Origin of the sequence: Providencia rettgeri, assembly GCF_023205015.1 — a bacterium.
Classification (GTDB): Bacteria; Pseudomonadota; Gammaproteobacteria; order Enterobacterales; family Enterobacteriaceae; genus Providencia; species Providencia rettgeri_E.
Window position 1 is genome coordinate 1518472 of record NZ_CP096258.1, and the last position, 20455, is coordinate 1538926.

The 20455-nt window shown below is 40.5% G+C and carries 15 protein-coding genes; 10 read left to right on the top strand and 5 right to left on the bottom strand.

Annotation, left to right across the window (positions count from 1 at the left end; translation table 11 throughout):
• The first annotated feature begins 16 nt into the window (after window positions 1-16).
• Window positions 17-3187 (top strand): tape measure protein, encoded by a 3171-nt coding sequence (locus tag M0M83_RS06860; protein WP_248467992.1) that lies wholly within the window; start codon window positions 17-19, stop codon window positions 3185-3187.
• Window positions 3188-3205: 18 nt separating this feature from the next.
• Window positions 3206-3379, top strand: a complete 174-nt coding sequence (locus M0M83_RS21750) for an Rrf2 family transcriptional regulator (RefSeq protein WP_248467994.1) — start codon at window positions 3206-3208, stop codon at window positions 3377-3379.
• On the opposite strand, the gene M0M83_RS06870 is transcribed toward M0M83_RS21750, so the two are convergent.
• Window positions 3362-3631, bottom strand: coding sequence for a DUF1883 domain-containing protein (locus M0M83_RS06870; protein ID WP_248467996.1), 270 nt, complete (start codon window positions 3629-3631; stop codon window positions 3362-3364). The genes M0M83_RS21750 and M0M83_RS06870 overlap by 18 nt on opposite strands.
• Before the next feature lie 153 nt (window positions 3632-3784).
• On the opposite strand from M0M83_RS06870, the gene M0M83_RS06875 reads away from it, so the two are divergent.
• The 5 genes from M0M83_RS06875 (at window position 3785) to M0M83_RS06895 (ending at window position 9891) form a co-directional block, all read left to right on the top strand.
• Window positions 3785-4270: a hypothetical protein gene (locus tag M0M83_RS06875; RefSeq protein WP_248467998.1), complete on the top strand. Its 486-nt coding sequence runs from the start codon at window positions 3785-3787 to the stop codon at window positions 4268-4270.
• On the top strand, window positions 4267-4734 hold the full coding sequence (locus M0M83_RS06880; protein WP_248468000.1) for a DUF1833 family protein: 468 nt from the start codon (window positions 4267-4269) through the stop codon (window positions 4732-4734). Before M0M83_RS06875 ends, M0M83_RS06880 begins: the two co-directional genes overlap by 4 nt.
• Window positions 4735-4826: 92 nt before the next feature.
• A complete protein-coding gene (locus M0M83_RS06885; protein WP_336432234.1) occupies window positions 4827-5126 on the top strand; it encodes a peptidoglycan endopeptidase in 300 nt (99 codons plus the stop codon).
• Complete coding sequence (locus M0M83_RS06890; RefSeq protein WP_248468004.1) at window positions 5113-7587, top strand: host specificity factor TipJ family phage tail protein; 2475 nt, start codon at window positions 5113-5115, stop codon at window positions 7585-7587. The genes M0M83_RS06885 and M0M83_RS06890 overlap by 14 nt, the downstream gene beginning before the upstream one ends.
• Before the next feature lie 60 nt (window positions 7588-7647).
• Window positions 7648-9891, top strand: coding sequence for a hypothetical protein (locus tag M0M83_RS06895; protein ID WP_248468005.1), 2244 nt, complete (start codon window positions 7648-7650; stop codon window positions 9889-9891).
• Between the two features lie 126 nt (window positions 9892-10017).
• Here M0M83_RS06895 and M0M83_RS06900 read toward each other — a convergent pair whose 3' ends face one another.
• From M0M83_RS06900 to ybfF, 4 genes are all read right to left on the bottom strand, one after another.
• Window positions 10018-11949 carry a type I secretion system permease/ATPase gene (locus M0M83_RS06900; protein WP_248468007.1) on the bottom strand — a complete coding sequence of 644 codons (1932 nt, stop codon included), beginning with the start codon at window positions 11947-11949 and terminating at the stop codon, window positions 10018-10020.
• A 3-nt stretch (window positions 11950-11952) separates the two neighbouring features.
• Complete coding sequence (locus M0M83_RS06905) at window positions 11953-13281, bottom strand: HlyD family type I secretion periplasmic adaptor subunit (protein WP_213914550.1); 1329 nt, start codon at window positions 13279-13281, stop codon at window positions 11953-11955.
• Window positions 13278-15383, bottom strand: coding sequence for a peptidase domain-containing ABC transporter (locus tag M0M83_RS06910; protein WP_248468009.1), 2106 nt, complete (start codon window positions 15381-15383; stop codon window positions 13278-13280). Before M0M83_RS06910 ends, M0M83_RS06905 begins: the two co-directional genes overlap by 4 nt.
• Before the next feature lie 242 nt (window positions 15384-15625).
• Window positions 15626-16402 carry an esterase gene (gene ybfF, locus M0M83_RS06915; RefSeq protein ID WP_213914548.1) on the bottom strand — a complete coding sequence of 259 codons (777 nt, stop codon included), beginning with the start codon at window positions 16400-16402 and terminating at the stop codon, window positions 15626-15628.
• 325 nt (window positions 16403-16727) lie between these two features.
• Between ybfF and seqA the strand changes: the two genes are divergently transcribed.
• The 3 genes from seqA (at window position 16728) to serC (ending at window position 20339) form a co-directional block, all read left to right on the top strand.
• Window positions 16728-17273 (top strand): replication initiation negative regulator SeqA, encoded by a 546-nt coding sequence (gene seqA, locus M0M83_RS06920; protein WP_125892619.1) that lies wholly within the window; start codon window positions 16728-16730, stop codon window positions 17271-17273.
• A gap of 55 nt (window positions 17274-17328) precedes the next feature.
• Window positions 17329-18963 carry a phosphoglucomutase (alpha-D-glucose-1,6-bisphosphate-dependent) gene (pgm, locus tag M0M83_RS06925; protein ID WP_125892621.1) on the top strand — a complete coding sequence of 545 codons (1635 nt, stop codon included), beginning with the start codon at window positions 17329-17331 and terminating at the stop codon, window positions 18961-18963.
• A gap of 287 nt (window positions 18964-19250) precedes the next feature.
• Window positions 19251-20339, top strand: a complete 1089-nt coding sequence (serC, locus tag M0M83_RS06930) for a 3-phosphoserine/phosphohydroxythreonine transaminase (protein ID WP_125892623.1) — start codon at window positions 19251-19253, stop codon at window positions 20337-20339.
• The last annotated feature ends 116 nt before the right edge of the window (window positions 20340-20455 follow it).

Below are 20455 nucleotides of genomic sequence, written 5' to 3' on the forward strand. Positions count from 1 at the left end.
TTTATAGAGGTTAATCATGACATTAAACGCTGGGTCAGTAGAGTTCATCATAAAAGCCGATACCGAACAGTTATTAGTTGCTAATAAACAGGTCGATAGGAGCTTAAGCGATCTTGATGTTAGCTTTGATAAAGCTGCCAAGTCAGTAAATAAAACAGAAAAGGCAATGTTTGCTCTTTCTAAGACGGCTGCATTAGTAACTTCTGCAATCTCTGTTGGTGCTGTTGTAAGTATGGTTGATGAGTGGGGACAGGTTGCAGCTCGAATAAAAATGGCGCTCAAGTCTGTTGAAGGTGATATCACCAAATACGGAGCAATACAGGAACGCTTCTTAGAGATAAGTAACAGAAACGGTAAAGCAATAGAAGACACTCAATTACTCTATGTTGGCGCAGCAACATCAATGCAGGAGTTGGGATATAACACAGATCAAACTGTAGATTATATTGAGTCATTGTCTTCCTCGCTAACAGCTAACGCATCAAGCGCAAACGAAACCCAGTCAATGATTAACGCGCTAAATAAATCAATGGTTGCTGGTAAAGTCGCAGGTGAAAACTGGAACTCCATTATGAATGCAACGCCAACCATTATTGGCGATATTGCAAAAGAGTTATCAGTTATGCGAGGTGGCGTAAAAGTCACTGAAACAGAAGTTAAGAAAATGGCTTCTGAAGGGAAAATCTCATTCCAATTATTTGCTGATGCGGTTATCAAAGCTAAAGAAGCTAATAATGCAATGGCTGATAGCATGGATAACACTGTTGCTGATGGTTTCACAAAGTTAACGAACTCAGCCAAGGCATACTATGGTGAGCTAAACCAATCTCTGGGAATAACCAGATCAGTATCCGCTGGATTTGCTGTGCTTACTGAAAACTTTGATTATCTAGCTAGCGCCATTGCAGCAGTAGTAGCCATTGGAGCTGCTAAATATTTTGGAGATTTATCTAATAGAATTGTTAAGTTTGGCGCTGACTCTGCCAAGGCAGCCATTGACAGCAAGAGACTAGCTGTTGAAAAACTAAACACCGCCAGAGCATCATTGCAACAAATTCAAGCAGAGAAAGCTTTTGCTGTAGCTACACAACAATCTTTAAGTGCTCAACTATCGGCAACTCAAGCAGAGTCACGGCGCTCATCTATAAGACGTCAGCTTGCGGCAAACTCTGCTGAGATAACCACATTAACCAAGGCAGAAACAGCAGCCACTAATCAACTTGCAGCAGCTCAATCAAGGCTAAGTGTTGCATCAAGAGCTGCATCTGGTGCTATGAATTTGCTGAAAAGCGGATTTTCATTAATAGGTGGGCCAGCTGGTGCTGCAATGCTTGCAACTGGTGCAATATTTTACTTCTATCAAGAAATGCAGCGATCTCGTGATGAGGCAGTCAAGCTAGCTAATGGCTTGGATGGGCTAATCACTAGAATGCAGGATATGAATAGGGAGCAAAAAAAATCAGAATTAAGCAATATAAACACAGCGCTCTTAGGATTGGCTCAGGTTGTAGGAAAATCTGGCGAAGCAGTAAGAGAGGCTCAGGAAGAGCTTAATAATTGGAACCAAAAGTTAAGCAGAGCAAAAGAGGGAAGCGATGCTTATGTCGTAGCACAAAAGGGCGCTGAAAGGGCGCAGAAATCCCTGACAGCAGCTATCCAAGAATCAGAAAAGGCTTCAAATGATTATCAGAAAGCGAAAAGCGCCATAAGGATCCTTCAAGCTGACCTTAACGGTGAGTTGAAACAAGGCGCAGAGTTATTGTCTCATGAGGCTAAAACTCTGTTACCGAATGGCAGTGCAGCTCTAAGGCAGTACGGTGTAGACCTTGATAATGCAACCAAGAGTAAGCAAAAATTCAACTCTCAAAGCCTGATGTTGGATTTCGGCGGAGATGATGGTCAAAAGTTAAAGCAAAGACTAGAAAGGGATTTAGCATTATCAAAATTAGAAGGTGAAGCAAAAGTAAGGTTGCAGGTTAAATTTGCGGCTGATGATTCTGGCGTCATTGACCCAATGGCAATACAGAAATTACAAGATGATGCTGTAGCTACTTACCAGAACAATGAACAAAAGAGAGAAAAAAATAAGCTTGATAAACAAGGGGCAAAAACAGCCAATGAAGCAGCCGATGCATTAAAAAGTCAGTATGAAGCAGTTGCTAGACTTAACACTGGGTATAAAGATAACTCATTGGAAATGGCTAAGTATGATGCCGTTGTGAGACTTGGTAATAAAGCGACACAAGAGCAGATTAATAAAGCCAAGGAATTAGCTGAGGCACAATGGAAGGCTGAGGAAGCGGTAAGAAACCTAGCTCAAGCAGAACAGGGAAGAAAGTACGCCAATCAAGAGATAGCCGCTGCCAAGGTTGCTGAAAACCCTTACACCGATACAGCAGAAGACCCACTAGCTCAGATAAACCTACAGGAACAGCAAAAGTTAGAAGCCTTAGAAAAGTATCGGCTTATTGATACTGAAAACGCTCAACTGTATGAGGATGCTAAAACCGCAATCATGCAGCAAGCCGCGTATGAGCGAGAAGATTTATTAAAGAAGGAGCAAGAAGAATATCAAAATAACATGCTAAGCCTCATTGGTTCCACGTCTGAGTTTGCGAGTTCACTTGCTGGAGCGTTCGGTGATGCGGTAGGCGAGTCAAATGCAGCATATAAAGCGTTGTTTGCGGTTAGTAAAGCGTTTGCAATTGCTCAAGCATCGTTAAACCTTCAAACGGCAATCGGCAATGCTCTTGCTATTCCGTGGCCTAAAAACATTCCAGCAATAGCGCAAGCAATGGCGGCAGGCTCTCAACTGGTTAATGCTGTAAGAGGTGTTAATTACGGTGGTCGTCGCTACGGCGGTAACGTATCAGGCGGTAATCCATATCGCATTAATGAATCGGGTGAATCTGAGATATTCCAGACTTACGACGGGAAACAGGCTTTCATTCCGAATAAGTCAGGGAAGGTTGTACCAGCGGATAAGGCTGGGGGCTCAAATCTTCCTCCTATCATCAATGTATACCAACAAGCTTCTGGCGCAACGGTTGATGTAACGACTGAGAAGGGGCTGAACGCACAGGATGTAATTAATATTGTTGTACGCAATATCATGGAAGGTCGAGAAATAAGCGGGGCTGTATCAACTCACCATAACGCACCAAGAAAAGCAACTGGGTCACTTTAAACAATCAAGAGGTAACATATGAAAGTATCAATCGAAGTAAACGGAAAAACAATTTGGTATCGCGACGAAGAAAAGCTAGAAGGCATGGCATCAACAGGTTACATAAAGGACGGGACACAGGAAAAGATTATCGCCGCCCTTGAGAACGCCTTATTTCAAGCTAAAGGCGAATTATCATGCTGGAATGACTGAAATAGAATGTTTTATGGTGGCTGACCCACCACCCAAGTCTATCGTCACATTCCAATAACCAGAGTGAGGGGCTTGCAACCTAGCTGGCAAGTGGGTAAAGAAACCACCGCCACCATGATGCTGATACCCCCTGCCATTTCGATAACTATTGAAATTTGAATCAGTTGTTAATCGAATATTGCACTGATGGCTGCAGTCAACAACAACTATATCTCCTGCATTTAAGTGCATCCTTTTATGTAAAAACTGCATAAGTGAATCCTATTATGAGAATTATCAGCCATATTCTCAGTCTATTTCTCTGGGCTGAATGTTAAACATAACCTAAATTAATCTATTGTGAACGCTGATGATTGATTAGTTATTAAAATGATGACTTATCTCACAAGCTTTAACTGGTGAAATATGGACGAAATTATTGATTACCCTCGCGGTATGCCATTGCCGATTAGGGCAGATAAAAATATGACCATCGACACGGGATTTAGGACTGACCAGCCACAGGTTGGCGCTCCTATTTTCCAATCTTTGACAGATGATTTGAAAACCGTTTGGAGTGTGCGATGGGTATTGCGGCGAGAGCAGGAAAGGCGATTTGCTCAATGGCTGCGAAGCCCTAACTATCTTGATAACGGTAAGCGTTGGTTTCGGATGGAGATTGATTTGGGCGGTAGTGGACTGCAAGAGCAAATAGTTCACTTCGTTCAAATGCCAGTGCAGACGTCGATAGTTGCTGGTGTGGTGACATGGACGGGAAGCATTATTTGCCGAAAACTGAACAATACAGATGATGAGTTCGGAGACCTGATAGTCGAGCTATTACCTGAAGAATGGGGCTTGCTCGATATCGTCGTCACTGAGCGATTACCGAGATGCAAGGGGGGAGAATGAAGTTAAGAGAGTACAGAGCGCAACGACCAATGCGCACATTCTACGAAACTATTCAATTCTATCACCCATCATTCGGAAACATTCATCTAGTCAGCTTGCAGATAGAGCCTAAAGTGCTTGGGGGTATTGAGTATCAGCCGTGCAACTTCGAACTTGCTGAAAGCCAGCAGAGCAAAACGCCGATTATCGATGCTTCGGTTAAGTTCAGCCGAGTCGCACAGGACTTTAAGCAGCAACTCAAGCTATGGCGGTCAAACACTCGAATGAAGCCAATTATCGCAACGTTTAGATTGTTTGATTCAGCCGACAAAGATAACCCGATAAGCGAGTGGTCGCTGTATGTGAAAGACTGCTCACTCGATGCCGAGTCGGTCACTGTCACACTGTCGATGAATAACCCGCTGAATAAGAACGTTGGGCGCATTTACACGATGGAAGAATTCACAGGCTTGGAGACTGTTTAATGACGAAATTAGAGTTTATTAATCGGATGATTGGCAAGCCGTGGAAGAATCGGGCGTGTACGCTTGATGCGTGTGATTGTTGGGGCCTTGTCGTGTTGTATTTTAGGTACGTACTAGGTACGGAAATTCATCATGACGCTGGCTACGAATCGGACCATGATTTTGTAACTTGCTATGAGAATGAAGTCGAATTCTGGCAGCGCACAGAGCACCCAGTGGATGATGGGATATTCATTGGCTATCGCGGCTCTAAGCCAGCCCATATCGGATTAATTATCGATGGCAATGCATTTCATAGCCGAGGAGAGAATGGGGCTGTAAGAATGGATAGGCTCATTGTGCTTGAGAAGAAATTCACAAAATTGGAGTTTATGAAATATGCCGATAGTTGAAATTCAACGAATAGCGGGAACACCTAAAGAAAGGGTCGATTTAACAGTCGGCTCTTTTTTTTATAGCGATTTTTTAGTGCATCAGCAATTGCATAGCGATGCGACGATTATCGTTAACGGTCGTGAGATGCAAGATGATGACGAGTTAGATTTCGAGATAACACCGACGCACTTTATTCAAGTATTCGACCAACCTAAAGGCGTTATCGGCGATATCCTGAATCCAGTGTTTAACTTGGTTACAAAAGTATTTTCGTTTCTTGCACCAAAAACACCGTCGTTTTCTGCTGCTGAGTCGAATGTCAAAGATAGCCCAAATAACCGACTCACAGGACAAACAAACGTTGCTCGAGCATACCAAGCAAGACCAGAAATACACGGTCAAGTAAGGGCGTTCCCTGACCTCATTCAGCAGTCAATGTTTGAGTACAATAACAACCTCAAGACAGTAACTGAATGGCTAAACATCGGCATTGGCGAATATAAAACGGAAAGTATCCGATTTGCCGAATCTGATTTTACAGCGATGGCGGGGGCTAGCTACAAGATATACAAGCCGAAAGAAGTTATCCCACTGATTAACGAGGGTTTCGAGTTCCCTGACATCGACGGACAGGAATTACCGGGTCCCAATGAAAGTAAAGATATCCCGCAGCAAACGGCGACAGCAAATGAGGTCGTTTCGGGTGAGATAAAAGGTGGCGAAGCTGCGATAAAAATCGTTAAACAAGATGAGTTTGAGTACTTCTACGAACTCACAAAACCGCGCTCTATTTCAATGACTGTAAATGTGAGCTACGACACGCCTCAAGGTTCGGTAACTAAAGATGTAAAAATCGACGCTCAGTTAGTTGATGCAAAAGAGAGTGACGACGGCTCATTGATTAACCCTGCTGAGTATTACGAATTCTTCTTTACCAACCTAAGCGGAACAGACTTAGCGCAACTTCCACCAAATGCAGTAGTGAATACGACAAAATTCATTCTCTATGACAATCAGTTTTTAACAGTGGGCCCGTTCTTCTCTCCTGTCGACGGTGACCAGATGTGGATTCATCTACAGGCGCAACTTGGTGGCGGTGATAACTGCAATGCAACTGTTGAAATCTGGAAGATAGACACGGATAACGAGGAAATAGCGGGTACTCGTCAAAGCTTCAATACAGCACTAAGTGCTAACAATGGTGCGCGAGTTTATTACAAAACAGACAAAGTGACTCTGAATTCAGGACGTGGACGTTACGCTGTACAGCTCACTCGACGCAATAACAGTAGCGACCAAAGCATCATGAAAATCGAAAACGCTCACATTGTCCGAGTTCGTGAGAATGTTGTTTTTGATAATGACACTATTGTTAATGTGTCAGTGAGGGCAACGGAAGCGCCAACAGGAGCGAGAGAGCGTAAATACAACTTGTTGGCCACACGCATGCACATTTCGTATGACCGAGTATCAAAGCAAGTTGATTACACGCTCAGGCCATCGAGAAGTTTTGCTGATGCAGTTCTGCACACTTGGCTGATTACCGCAGGCGAAAGTGAGAAGAATATAGACATCGACGGGTTATATCGAATTAACGATAGCTTGCCAGATGAGCGGCTAGGGTATTTCGATTACACCTTTGACGATGAGGATATTTCTCTTGGTCAGCGCATCGAAACTATCTGTAATGCTGCGAGAGTAACCGCTTATTTCGATAATGCCGTGCTCACATTCTCCCGTGAGCAGTCTAGTGAATTCCCAATGACCACCTTCAATCGCTCGAATATCACAGGTAACGACATGAAAATATCGTATGACATGTCCATGCCGAGTGGCTATGACGGCATTGAGTTGGAGTATGTCGAACCTGTTCGCAATAAAAAGGATTATATCCGCTTTCGAGTTAATGAAAACGGAATTACGGAAGGGCTATCACGCACACCAAACAAAATAATTTTACAAGGCTGTAGAAATCGATATCAAGCACTGGATAGGGCTCTGCTAGAAGCTAACCGACTCATTCACCAACGTACAAGTATCAGCTTAACGACCCTTGCTGACGGCGGGAATGTGTACCCATCAGACATGGTGCTAATTGCTGATACATACGATTCAAACCAGCAAGCAGGTTATGTAACTGAGCGAAACGGAGAGGCATTCACAACCAGTGAGAAAATCAAATTTGATGAGGAAATGTGGGTATATCTCACTGATTCTATGGGCTACACAACGCAGAAATTCAAAGTAGAGCCTCGGAATGATACTGAGCTCGGCTTTATCGCAAGTGTGCCAGAATACATCGAGCTCAATTTCTACGATGGATATAACAAACAAGTTGCATCACGTTACATCATTGCCACTTCAGATGAGTTAGAAATGACTAAATGGGTCATCACGGACAAACGCCCACTCGGTGGAGAGCGCTACACAATAACTGCAACCGAATATTTCGACGCAAAATTAGACTATAACGCATAACAGCAATCATTAACCAACAAGCCAGCCATAGAGCTGGCTTTTTTATTGGAAAAAATAAGCATGAGAGAAGTTAAACCAACACAAAAGCCAGTTCCAAGTAGTGATATCAAAGACCTTTTCTTTAACTCAGGATTATTAGATATATGGGCCACATCCCTAGAGACTAAATACATTGACCGCTTTGGTAACTGCCATCTTACTGCGGCGGGCATGGAGTGGTTGTTCAAAGAGTTGGTCGAGAAATTCAAAATAGACATGAACACCGCCATTGTCGCTGCTGGATATATTACTATCGATAGCTTCCAGCAAGGTGCTGATTTACCAAATAACGAATTAACTCAACGCAACCATATTCTTCGCGATGAAACTACAGGCGAATATTACCGATGGGATGGCGACTTACCTAAACAAGTCCCAGCAGGGTCAACTCCGCGATCTACTGGAGGCATTGGTAAAGGCAATTGGGTTAGTGTTGGTGATGCTAGCTTGCGATCTTATATTAAGTCAAGTTCAGGTGCAGGGTTAATTGGCACATCAAGCGGCTTAACTGTTCAAGAAATTATTAATCGTGGCACAATTTATATTGATGATTTAATAACTTCAAGAGATGGTGATGTTGATGCTTCTGCACCCATTAACGCCCTGCTTGAGCAAATTAGAAGCATGACTGATAGACGCTGGATTGCAAAAATTGTCGGCACGAGAGGTGCAAAGTACAGACTTGATTCAATGATAGATTTGAGGGGCGTATCGGGAATAGAAATTGACTTTGGATTAGCAACAGTAATAGATAATGTGCAAGGCAGACAAACTAACGGAAGGTCTAATCCAACATTCTTGTCGTATAACAATAAAAATACAAAAATAAAAAATATAATCTACGAAGTATCAGATACTAGAGATAATTCATACAAAGAAACAAGAATATCATCAGTGGTTTTTTGGATTGGCGGCCAGCAGTTTGGTAATGATGTAACGACTAACTCTGAGGTGGAGAATTTCTACGCGACAGACTCTAACTTTGACGGAGGTATTGTTGCTGCTATCCAGGGTGAATCAAGGTCAGTTAGATTATACAATTTCAATATAGTAAGGGGAGCATGGAGATTTGGTGTTGATGTTGAGTGGGGCAGGGCTCCTACTGACCCAGCGATTGATAATTCAGATGAAAACGGCCGGCATCCTCACAATGTAACTATAGAGTCATTTAACGGTGAATCACTAAATGCAATGCAAGGATTTTTAAGAACCGCCGGATCATATAACGTTGAATTTTTGAATTGCACTGGGTTAGATGTCCCTGCATTTATCGATGTTTACGGCGGTGACAGGGGAATATCCAGATGCAATCAATCGGCAATATTCACAAACTGCAAATCAAGAATAATAACCCCTACATTAACACCCAGAAATATAGTAAGCATACAAATACTAGATACTCTCGAGGGAGTAGTAATGCCGGAATACATTAAATTTGATTCTCAAGTCATATTTAACAACTGTGAGTTTTCAGGAATAGGTAACTCTAGCTGCGTTCGCTTTATAGGGAATAAAGGTAGTACTGTGTTTAACTCATGCTTAATTAGTGGTGGGTTGTTTGGCTTATACGCTGAAAAAAATAACACTGTAAGTTATGAGCAAATATTATCCTTAACATTCAACGACTGTTCATTCATAAAGAATAATCAGCACGTAGTTGTTAGCGCGATTAAAGGGGTTGTGTTTAATTTCTGCAAATACAAAAATCACACTAGCACTGATACACCTATCGTTATCCGAGGCTTTGCTGATGATACTAAATTTTACAGTTGCTTGTTTAATGGAAAAGGAACTTCTGGTTATCTATCCATACGCTCATCAATAAACTGCCTGTTTCAAAATAACACATTCACCGGAAGCGGAATAATGATTGATTCAACAAGTAGAATGCTGGGCAGTTTGAACTCGTCACATTCCAAGCTCGTTTCTGATTCTGTTAGTGCTAAAAGGGTCATCGGTGAGTCATCATCTGGTGTTAGGGTAATAGATTCTGTATCAACAAGAAATATAGACTTTGAGTGCGTAGAAACTGGAGTTGTGACAAGCGGTTTGGTTATTTTATCTAGTATTACAAACGGGAATATAGGTGACAAGATTACGTTTTCGGGTAGCAATGGGGGGCACTTAGAGCTTCAGCATAGTGCGTCAAATGAGCCACAGGTCGGGTCTAAGTTATTCATGAAGAGTGGGAAAACAACAACATATACAGCGCCATTGTGGTGCGTATCATTAGTTAAGCTTAGTGATGGTTGGTATGAAATGTAATCAATCATTGATCAATACACCGAGCTGTGCCGAAATTGTGACACAAAAATGATATGAATGGGTAAAAATAGACAAAAATAAGCAAATCGCAAAAATGCTGGCTGGCTTGTAGTGCGGCTTTGCTAGCTAAAAATCGTTAATCAATATTTGCACACCCTGTGACTCGTAATCGAGTGCGGAAGTTGCTTCATCGAGAATTAAAATATCGGGTTCGGTGAGCAACGCACGCGCAAGTGCAATTCGTTGACGTTGACCACCTGAAAGATTCGATCCTTTTTCTGATAAGGGATAATTAAAATTATCAGTCAATGTCATGATAAATTCATAAGCACCAGCCAATTTTGCAGCGTGAATAACTTGTTCGTCAGTCGCTTGTGGATGACTTAATCGAATATTATCAGCGATAGACCCGACGAATAAGGTACTTTCTTGTAATACGACGCTCATTTTTCGGCGTAATGAAACGGTATCTGCGACCGCGAGATCCATACCATCAACAATAACTTGCCCATGTTGTGGGACATAAAGCCGTTGTAATAATTTTGTTAGGGTACTTTTCCCGGAACCTGAAGGGCCGGTAATGCCAATAAATTCACCTGCATTAACCGTTAATGACAAATTATTGAGAACTTCGGGCGTATCAGGCTGATAACGAAAACGGATATTTTGAAACTCGATTTTTCCGTGAATATTTGACGTATTTGCAATCCCCTTGCGTTCATTTTCTATAGGTTCATCAAGAATATCTCCCACTCGACGTAGGGAAATGATGGTGTGTTGGAAGTCCTGCCAAACTTGGGCAAACCGCAATACGGGTTGTGTAACATGCGCACTTAGCATATTAAATGCCACTAATTCACCAGGCGAAATCCCGCCATTTAATACCTCTTTGACACCCACCCATAAAAGAATTGCGGTAGTTATTTTGCTCACGAATGTCATTAATTGGGAGGCCACTTCACTGCGCATTGAAACTTTAAAGCTTTGAGTCAGCTGTTTGCTAAATATTTTTTTCCAACGTTGATTAAAGTATTTTTCTGTCGCGGTCGTTTTTATGGTTTCAATCCCCGTAATACTTTCAGTGAGAAATGTGAGACCATTTTCATCGGCTTGATAGGATTTTTCAGTTTGCTGGCGAATAATTGGGCCTAGGATCATCCATAAAACAAAAAATACCCCCATAGAGCCTAATAAAATCCACGCCATCAAACTACTGTAGGAAAATAAAACAGCGACAAAAAGAATGACAAAGATAAAGTCTATAAATAGCATGAGCGTTGAACCCGTTAAAAATTGCCTTATATGGGCTAATTCACGGATCCTTGCGATAATTTTACCTGTTGGCCTTAGTTTAAAATAATTTAAAGGTAAGGCCATTAAATGGCGATAAATTTTGCCTGATAATTCAGCACCGATCTGGCTGCTACTATGACTAAAAATTTTATTACGAATAAAGCCATATATCGGCTCTGCAACCGCAATGGCAAAAATCGCCAACGCAATAACATGTAAATTTGAAAGGCTTCGACCAACCAACACTTTGTCGATTAAGTTTTGAAATAATAAAGGGCTAATTAAGGCGAAAAGCTGAATAATGGCAGAGAGAATAAAAATATTTCGTAATTTAACATGTTGCCGAAAAATAGAGGGGATAAACCAACTAAAGCCAAAGGCTTTTTTTTGCTCGGACTCTAGTTGTTCTTTAATGAGTAATACGTCAAATTCAGTATCTGGAAGTGCACCAGAGTTATGAATGGGTTCCTGTTTGTCATTAATAGGGTTTATGAGTGCCAATTCATTTTCTTGGCTAATTACTTGCCAAAAACCATCTATATAGATTAAAGCAGGCAAAGGCAACGTGCTTAATTGTGCATATTGCGCGGTAATAAGCTCGGTTTCATACCCTAATGTATGTGCACATTCTCTAATTTCCCACTCAGTAGGGGATAAAGTTTGCATACCAATTGCATGCCTGAGTTGATCAGATGAAACAGTGTTTTGGTAATATTTAGCCACCCAAACTAAGGCATCCAAGCCATGATTATTTAACTGTTCCATCGATTATTTCTCCCTCATCGCGTTTGAGGTGTATTCATTGATTGGGCTAAGTAAGTAATCAATAATACGGCGTTTATCTGTTTTTATTTCTGCCACAATGGATAAACCGGGTGTCAGTTCAATAGACTCACCATCAACTACTAGTTCTTTTTGGTTAAGACCGATTTGCCCTAAGAACACTAATCCAAGATTTTCATCGAGAGTACTGTCACGAGAGACGGAAATCACTTCCCCTTCAACTGTGCCATAACGAGTGTAAGGGAAAGCATCTATTTTCACCTCTGCTCTTAACCCTTCATGGATGAACCCAATATCTTTATTCAAAATTTTAATTTCAGCTAATTGAACATCATTGTTAGGTACTACAGCCATTAACTGCTGTGCGGGTTGTAGCACTGCACCTAAAGTGTGTGTGGCAAGTTGTTGTATCGTGCCATCAACGGGAGCCCGTATGATTTCTAATTGGTTTCTTTCTTTATTTTTTAATAATTCTTGTTCAAGAGAAACTCGCTTAAAGTCGGCTTGTTTGTATTTTTCATCCCACTCTTGGTTTTTTTGTGCTTTCATTCTGCCCATCTTTTCATTTAAGGCGTGATGCTGGCTTTTTAGAATTGATAACTCAGATAATTTGGTGACTTTTTCTTTTTTAGCGATTAATAGTTCCCGCTCTTGTTCTAAAAACTCTTTCTGGCTGATTAACTGCTTTTCTGTTAACGAATGGTGTGCATCAAGGCGCTTTTTGATGTTCACAATGAGGGAGTTGATGGTTAGTAATTCATCTTTTCTAGCTTGTTGATTAACAATATTTAATTGAATTTCATTGTTAAGTTCATTAATTAATGAATCAAATTCTATTTTTTGTGTTTGATAGCTAGCCCGTGTATTGTTCTGTTCTGTTTCAGTTAATTGACTAAATAAAGGCAACTGCTCAAGGGGCTGTTGTGAAATCAATGATTGATAAATTAATATTTCAGATACATGGAAATTATGCTGATAATTTAAACTTAGAATATCTTGGTCAACGCCGAGCACATTGACAGTGATTAAAGGATCCCCTTGTTTCACGATTTGCCCATCAGTAACATGAATGTGTTCTAAACGACTTAATTCAAACGCTTGAATTAACTGTGTTCGTCCCGAAACAATTAGTTTGCCCTGAGTTGTTGCTTGAATATCCAACTTGCCAAAAAATGACCAAGTTACAGCAAGAAAAACGCCTATACCAATAGAAATAGCGACATAGAGAGCCAAATAAGACGGAGGTGTCTTTAATATCGCTAAGTGTGAAGGCAAAAAGCTGTTATAACGGTTTTTGTCTAATCGATGTTTCATTTTACGTCCATGTCTGATTTCAGAGACTGCTGTAGAGTCCACAAGTGTTTATAAAAATTACCTTGTTCAATAAGTTGCTGGTGGCTACCTTGCTCAATGATTTCCCCATTTTTCATCACAATGATCCGCTGGTGATGGCGAATAGTTGATAAGCGATGAGCGATAGTGATGATGGTTCTTCCTTTTGCAATGATATGCATATTTTCTTGAATAACGGCTTGGGACTCGTCATCTAATGCGCTAGTCGCCTCATCAAATATAATTACTCTCGGGTTTGAGAGTAGTGTCCGAGCAATTGCAATACGTTGGCGTTGACCGCCAGAAAGGGATGTTCCTCCCTCGGCAAGAACGGTGTCGTAACCTTTTGGCAATTTCAAAATAAAATCATGTGCTCCCGCCATTTTGGCCGCATGAATGACTTCGTCCATGGAAGCATCCGGTGAGGTTTGAGCAATATTGTGAAAAACGGATTGGCTGAATAAAAAATTCTCTTGCAGCACAATGCCAATTTGTTGACGAAGGGAGTGTAAGTTAATCGCGGATATGGGCGTGTGATCCACGAAAATGGTGCCACTCTCTGGGGTATAGAGCCGCAGTAACAATTTAGCAAGGGTACTTTTACCTGACCCGGAAGTACCAACAATACCAATAGTTTCACCCGCTTTAATATTTAAATTAAAGTTTTTTAGAACAAATGGCATGTTAGGTTGGTAGCGGAACGAGATATTCTTTAAATTTAAGTGCCCTTGAAGAGGCAATTTATTTTCTTGCTGAGACTGTTCAATAGGTAAGTTGATAATTTGGGAAAGTTTTTCGATAGCGACACGGGTTCGAATGTAATCCCCCCACAGTTTAGTGAGTTTGATGAGAGGCTGGTTAGCATGATTAACCATCATGTGAAAAGCAATAAGCTGGCCAATTGTCATCTGCAATGCTAAAACTTCAGAGGCACCAACCCACAATACAATGGCACTGGTGATTTTTTCAATAGCCATAACCAGATGTTCAGAACGTGAGCTTATTTGCCCTGATACAAAGTTAGTTTGGCTCATATCAGCGGTTTGGCCGTCCCAGCGACGAGTAAAATTTGGTTCTACGGATAAGCTTTTCGCAGTTTCGATTCCATTAATGCTTTCGGTCAAAAAAGAGGTATTGATGGCGATATTGGTAAACTGTTGTTGTGCTGCGGATTCAATTTTAGGTGTTAACCACCAAGCTAATAAAAGATAAAATGGAATAGAACACAGAAATATTATTGTGAGTGTTGTAGAGATTAAATTCATCACAAAAATAAATACAAATAAAAATAGCACATCGACACATAGAGTAAAAAAGCTGCTGGTTAAAAATTCACGAATAGTTTCGAGCTCTTTCACTCGGGTGACAATTGCGCCTATTTGCCTACTTTTAAAAAAGGGGATAGGCAGCCTAAGTAAATGATCAACCAGCTTTAAGCCGAGTGTCATGTCAATGCGGTTAACGGTATGGTGATAAATATACTCACGTAACCCTTTCAATGTCACTTCTATTAGTGCTGCAATAATTAACCCAAAAATTAAAACATCCAAGGTGACTAAGCTATTATGAACGAGCACTTTATCCATAATAACTTGCATAACAATAGGGGAAACTAATGCAAGTATTTGCAATATAAATGAAAAGAATAAAACCCACAAAATAATGGATTTGTATTTCATAAATTCAACTTGGAACCAAGTGATGTCAAATTGCCCCTGTTTAAGGCTGACCTGTAGCCAATGACCACTCCATTGCTGATTCAGTTCTTCAATACTCCATATCTCTGGCGGTGTATGGCCAAATTGCTGGACGAGCACTTGTTCTTGGTTGCGGTTAGCTAATAGGAAAGCCTCTCCTTTGGTATTATATAAAATAGCAGGGCAAACTATTTTAGTTAGATTTTTATTTCTCTGATATTTATTCCTACAGCGAATGGAGTATTTCGATTTAATAAGGTTAAGTTTTTCATTGTAACTAATAGGTTCATTGAGTGTTTTTTCCAGTTCTTTAGGGTTTATCCCCCCTGATAACTTAGCAATAACACTAATAAAGTATAATGTCGATTTTGATTTGAGACTATCCATTTTCTATATTAATAAATTCCTTAAGTTATTTTAATTTCTTAATTAAAACCTGTGTTAATAAAATATACAGTAGGTAATAATAAAATAGGGCGGAATTTGGATAATACAGGGTTTGTAATTCGCTGTGTATTGAAGTTAGTCTCATTATGTAATTAATGAAGAAATTATATTTAACCGCAAATATATTTAAAGATATTGAAAAGTTGTATATCTCTTCAATATCTATATTTAAATGTAATTAATTATTCGGGGATAGATAAAAACCGATGGATAGCTCTTAAAACATGGTCTGGCTTTTCTGCATGAACCCAGTGGCCTGTATCAGCGACAACCCATGCTTTGGCTTGCGGAAACTGTTGTGCGATTTGGTCTTTATATTCAGCTTGTACATAGGGGGAGTTTCCACCGGGGATTAACAATACGGATTTGTCCCAGGCAGGTACTGTTTCCCAACCAATAATGCTTTCATAATTAGTTTTGAGAGCAGGTAAATTAAATTTCCACTCACCTTGTTTAAAAGATTTAAGCAGAAATTGGATTACGCCATCTTCGTTAATGTAATCACGCATAATCACGGTAGCTTCTTGGCGAGTTTTTGCATTTTTTGCTGTGACTGCATCAAGAGCCGCAAATATTTTATCATGACGACGGACTTGGTAAGCAACGGGCGCCATATCAATCGCCACGATACTATCAATAAAATTAGGGGCGATTGCGGTTGCTGCCATGGCAATTTTCCCCCCCATTGAGTGGCCAATTAAAATAGCATTTTTGTAACCTAAAGATTTTACTAACGTAATAACATCTTGAGCCATTTGCTGGTAGCTCATTTGCTCATCACGAAATGAGTCGCCATGATTACGAACATCAATTTGGATCGTATCGAAATATTGTTGTAAATTACGTCCTAAAACACCTAAGTTATTAAGGTCACCAAATAACCCATGGATGAGTACTATAGGGCTATTTGAGATTGGATTTTCAGGTTTATGAATAGTATGGTTAAGTAATACAGTCATATTTGTTTGATCAATTCGTCAGCGGTACATGCGCCTTATCATGTCACGGCTCTGCATAAAATCCAAATGGTCAAATAAACGGCAATCTTGGCTGCTGTAAATTAATGGGGGGATAACTAAGGGGATCGCCGCCAGTAAATTTCAAAAAATTGAATTGGGTCACTGAGGTGAAATATTGAAAGTAATGGCGTGATAACCCACTGAATTATCTTTGAACATTAGAATAATGTTTACTTTAAGTCATTGAAATTTTAATTGTTTTGTTTTTTTTAAATCTGTCTTATAATCACACCGCAAATTTTAGTTAAATAAGTACTGGGAAAAAATGAAAACGATAGAAGTTGATGAAGAGCTTTACCGCTATATTGCGAGCCATACACAGCATATCGGTGAAAGTGCATCGGATATTTTGCGCCGTATGTTAAATTTCAAATCCGGGCAGCCAGTACAAGCAAAAGAAATGGGCCAGGAACATGCTGTTATTAAAGCTGAACCTGCGATGAGTATACCTGCTGTTGCATTAAATCCTGTTAGAGTCATGAGAGAGCTTCTGCTATCTGATGCTTACGCAGAAAAAAGTAAAGCGATTGACCGCTTTATGTTGATTTTATCTACTTTATATAGTTTAGATGCAAATCGTTTTGCGAGTGCGACAGAGCTAATGCATGGCCGAACTCGTATTTATTTTGCTGGTGATGAACAAACATTACTTGCAGCTGGTAAACAGTCTAAACCGCGTCATATCCCAGGAACACCCTATTGGGTGATCACGAACACGAATACGAATCGTAAGCGTAGTATGGTGGATGCGATCATGCAGGAAATGCAATTTCCAGCCAATGTGATTGAAAAAGTTTGTAATACTATTTAAAACTGAAAGGCCACTGATGTTGATAGCAAAGCATCAGTGCTTTGGGAGAAAACAAGTGACAATACATGAACGTGCAGGGCAGCTTCCGTTTCAAAGTGACTTGATCAATGTCGCTCAATTAACCGCTCAATATTATACACAGCAACCGCAACCTGGAAATGCATCTCAAGCTGTTAAGTTTGGCACATCAGGGCATCGTGGTAGTTCATTGCGTAAAAACTTTAATGAAAACCATATATTAGCTATTGCACAAGCGATTGCTGATTTACGTAAAAAGCAAGGCGTAACAGGCCCTTGTTTTGTGGGGAAAGACACCCATGCGTTATCAGAAGCGGCATTTATCACGGTGGTTGAAGTCTTAGCGGCAAATCAAGTTCATGTTATTGTTCAGGAAAATAATGGATTTACCCCAACGCCTGCCGTTTCTCATGCTATTTTGAGTTATAACCAATCACATCAGGATGTTGCGGATGGTATTGTTATTACCCCATCACATAACCCACCTGAAGATGGCGGTATTAAATATAATCCTGCGAATGGTGGGCCAGCAGATACCGATTTAACGTCTGTCATTGAGAAAAATGCTAACCAATTACTAGCCAATCACCTTGAAGGGGTTAATAGAACCAACTTTGATAGCGCGATGGCGAGTGAATACGTCATTCAGCAAGATTTGGTTATGCCTTATGTCTCTGCATTAGGCGAAGTTGTTGATATGCAAGCAATTGCTAAATCTGGTTTAAAAATTGGCGTAGACCCATTGGGCGGCTCTGGTATTGAATATTGGAAAAAAATTGCTGAATATTATCAATTAGATATTGAAATCGTAAACGACCAACTAGACCAAACATTCCGTTTTATGCCTTTAGACCATGATGGTGTCATCCGTATGGACTGCTCATCAAGTTGGGCAATGGCAGGTTTGCTTGGGATGAAAGAAAAATTTGATTTAGCTTTCGCTAATGACCCTGACTATGACCGTCATGGTATTGTTACACCAGCTGGTTTAATGAATCCCAACCACTATCTCGCAGTGGCAATCGACTACCTATTCCAACATCGTCCTCAGTGGGGGAAAGACGTTGCTGTAGGGAAAACACTAGTCTCAAGTGCAATGATTGACCGTGTTGTAAACGATATAGGGCGTGAACTCGTTGAAGTGCCTGTTGGGTTTAAATGGTTTGTTGATGGGTTATTCAGCGGCCAGCTAGGTTTTGGCGGTGAGGAAAGTGCTGGGGCATCGTTCTTAAAGTTCGATGGCACCCCTTGGTCAACAGACAAAGACGGTATCATCCTTTGCTTACTTGCAGCGGAAATTACAGCTGTTACCGGTGAGAATCCACAACAACGTTACAATAATTTAGCGAAAAAATTTGGGGCTCCGATTTATAATCGTATTCAAGCGAAAGCCAGCCATGAAGAAAAAGCGAAATTAAGTAAATTATCGCCGGAAATGGTTGCAGCAGACACATTGGCGGGAGATAAAATTACACAGCGTTTAACCGCTGCCCCCGGTAATAATGCGCCAATTGGTGGTTTAAAAATCATGACTGATTATGGCTGGTTCGCAGCAAGACCATCAGGCACGGAAGAAGCGTATAAAATTTATTGTGAAAGCTTCCGTGGAGAAGCGCATTTACGCCAAATAGAAAAAGAAGCGATTGAGATCGTTAGTAAAGTTATTCGCTAATTTTTTAACCCTTCATAAAAGACATTTCAATAAATATCCCGAATGCAACGCTATGATGTAATTCGGGATATTATCGCTTATTTATTGTTAATTTCTCCATAAAATGATGCTTGTCGAGAGTGTGACGAGATTAACAAAATTCTTTTCCTCATTATCAAAAAATAACGCCCTTTTCTTTTTTTTGCTTGCTGACAATAACCGTTGCAGCTAAAGGCTTGGAGTGGTACAACTTTATGTATCTGAGTGAATTTTATTAACCATAATTGAAGATGGATAGGGTGAGGTCAATGAGTCAGGTTTATAATTTCAGTGCAGGCCCAGCTATGCTACCTGTTGAAGTCATGCGTCGTGCTGAACAAGAATTTTGTAACTGGAAAGGTTTAGGTGTTTCTGTGATGGAAGTTAGCCATCGCGGAAAAGACTTTATCGAAGTGGCAACGGAAGCAGAGCAAAATCTACGTGATTTATTAAATATCCCTGATAACTATAAAGTTTTATTTTGTCACGGTGGGGCTCGAGCCCATTTTGCAACGTTACCCATGAATTTATTAGGTGATAAAACGACCGCAGACTATATCGTAAGCGGCTATTGGTCAGAGTCTGCAGCAAAAGAAGCTGAAAAATACTGCACACCTAATGTGATTCAAATTACCGAAGAAAAAGACGGTGTTGTAAGTTTAAAACCTATGAAAGATTGGCCATTAAGTGATGATGCCGCTTATGTCCATTATTGTCCAAATGAAACCATTGGCGGCTTAGCCATTCATGAGGAACCTGACTTCCCTGAAGATAAAATTATTGTTGCTGACTACTCCTCTTCTATCTTATCTAAACCGATTGATGTCAGTCGCTATGGTGTGATTTATGCAGGGGCCCAAAAAAATATTGGGCCAGCTGGGCTTACCATCGTTATTATCCGAGAAGACCTACTCGGTAAAGCTTCACCTCAGACCCCATCGGTATTTGATTACACGGTATTAGCAAAACACGATTCAATGTTTAATACTCCACCGACTTTCGCTTGGTATCTTGCAGGGATGGTCTTCAAATGGTTAAAAGAGCAAGGCGGTTTGCAAGAAATGGCTAAGCGTAATTATGAGAAATCACAATTACTTTACAATGCAATTGATGATAGCCAGTTCTATATTAACCGTGTTGCAGTTGAAAATCGGTCTTGGATGAATATACCGTTTCAAATGCAAAATCCGGCTCTTGATGCAAAATTTATCGAAGAAGCCAAAGAGCAAGGCTTACTTTCGCTAAAAGGCCATAAAGTGGCTGGTGGTATGCGTGCATCAATCTACAATGCGATGCCATTAGCAGGTGTACAGGCTTTGGTTGACTTTATGGCAAACTTTGAACGCCATAATGCTTAACATATTGAGTAAGCTGGTAAAATAGGACGTTTTGCCAGTTTTCGGGCTCTTTTATAGTTAATTAAAAAGAAAAAAGAGCTCGGTTATTTTTATTTGCAAACTTCACTGGAGAACCT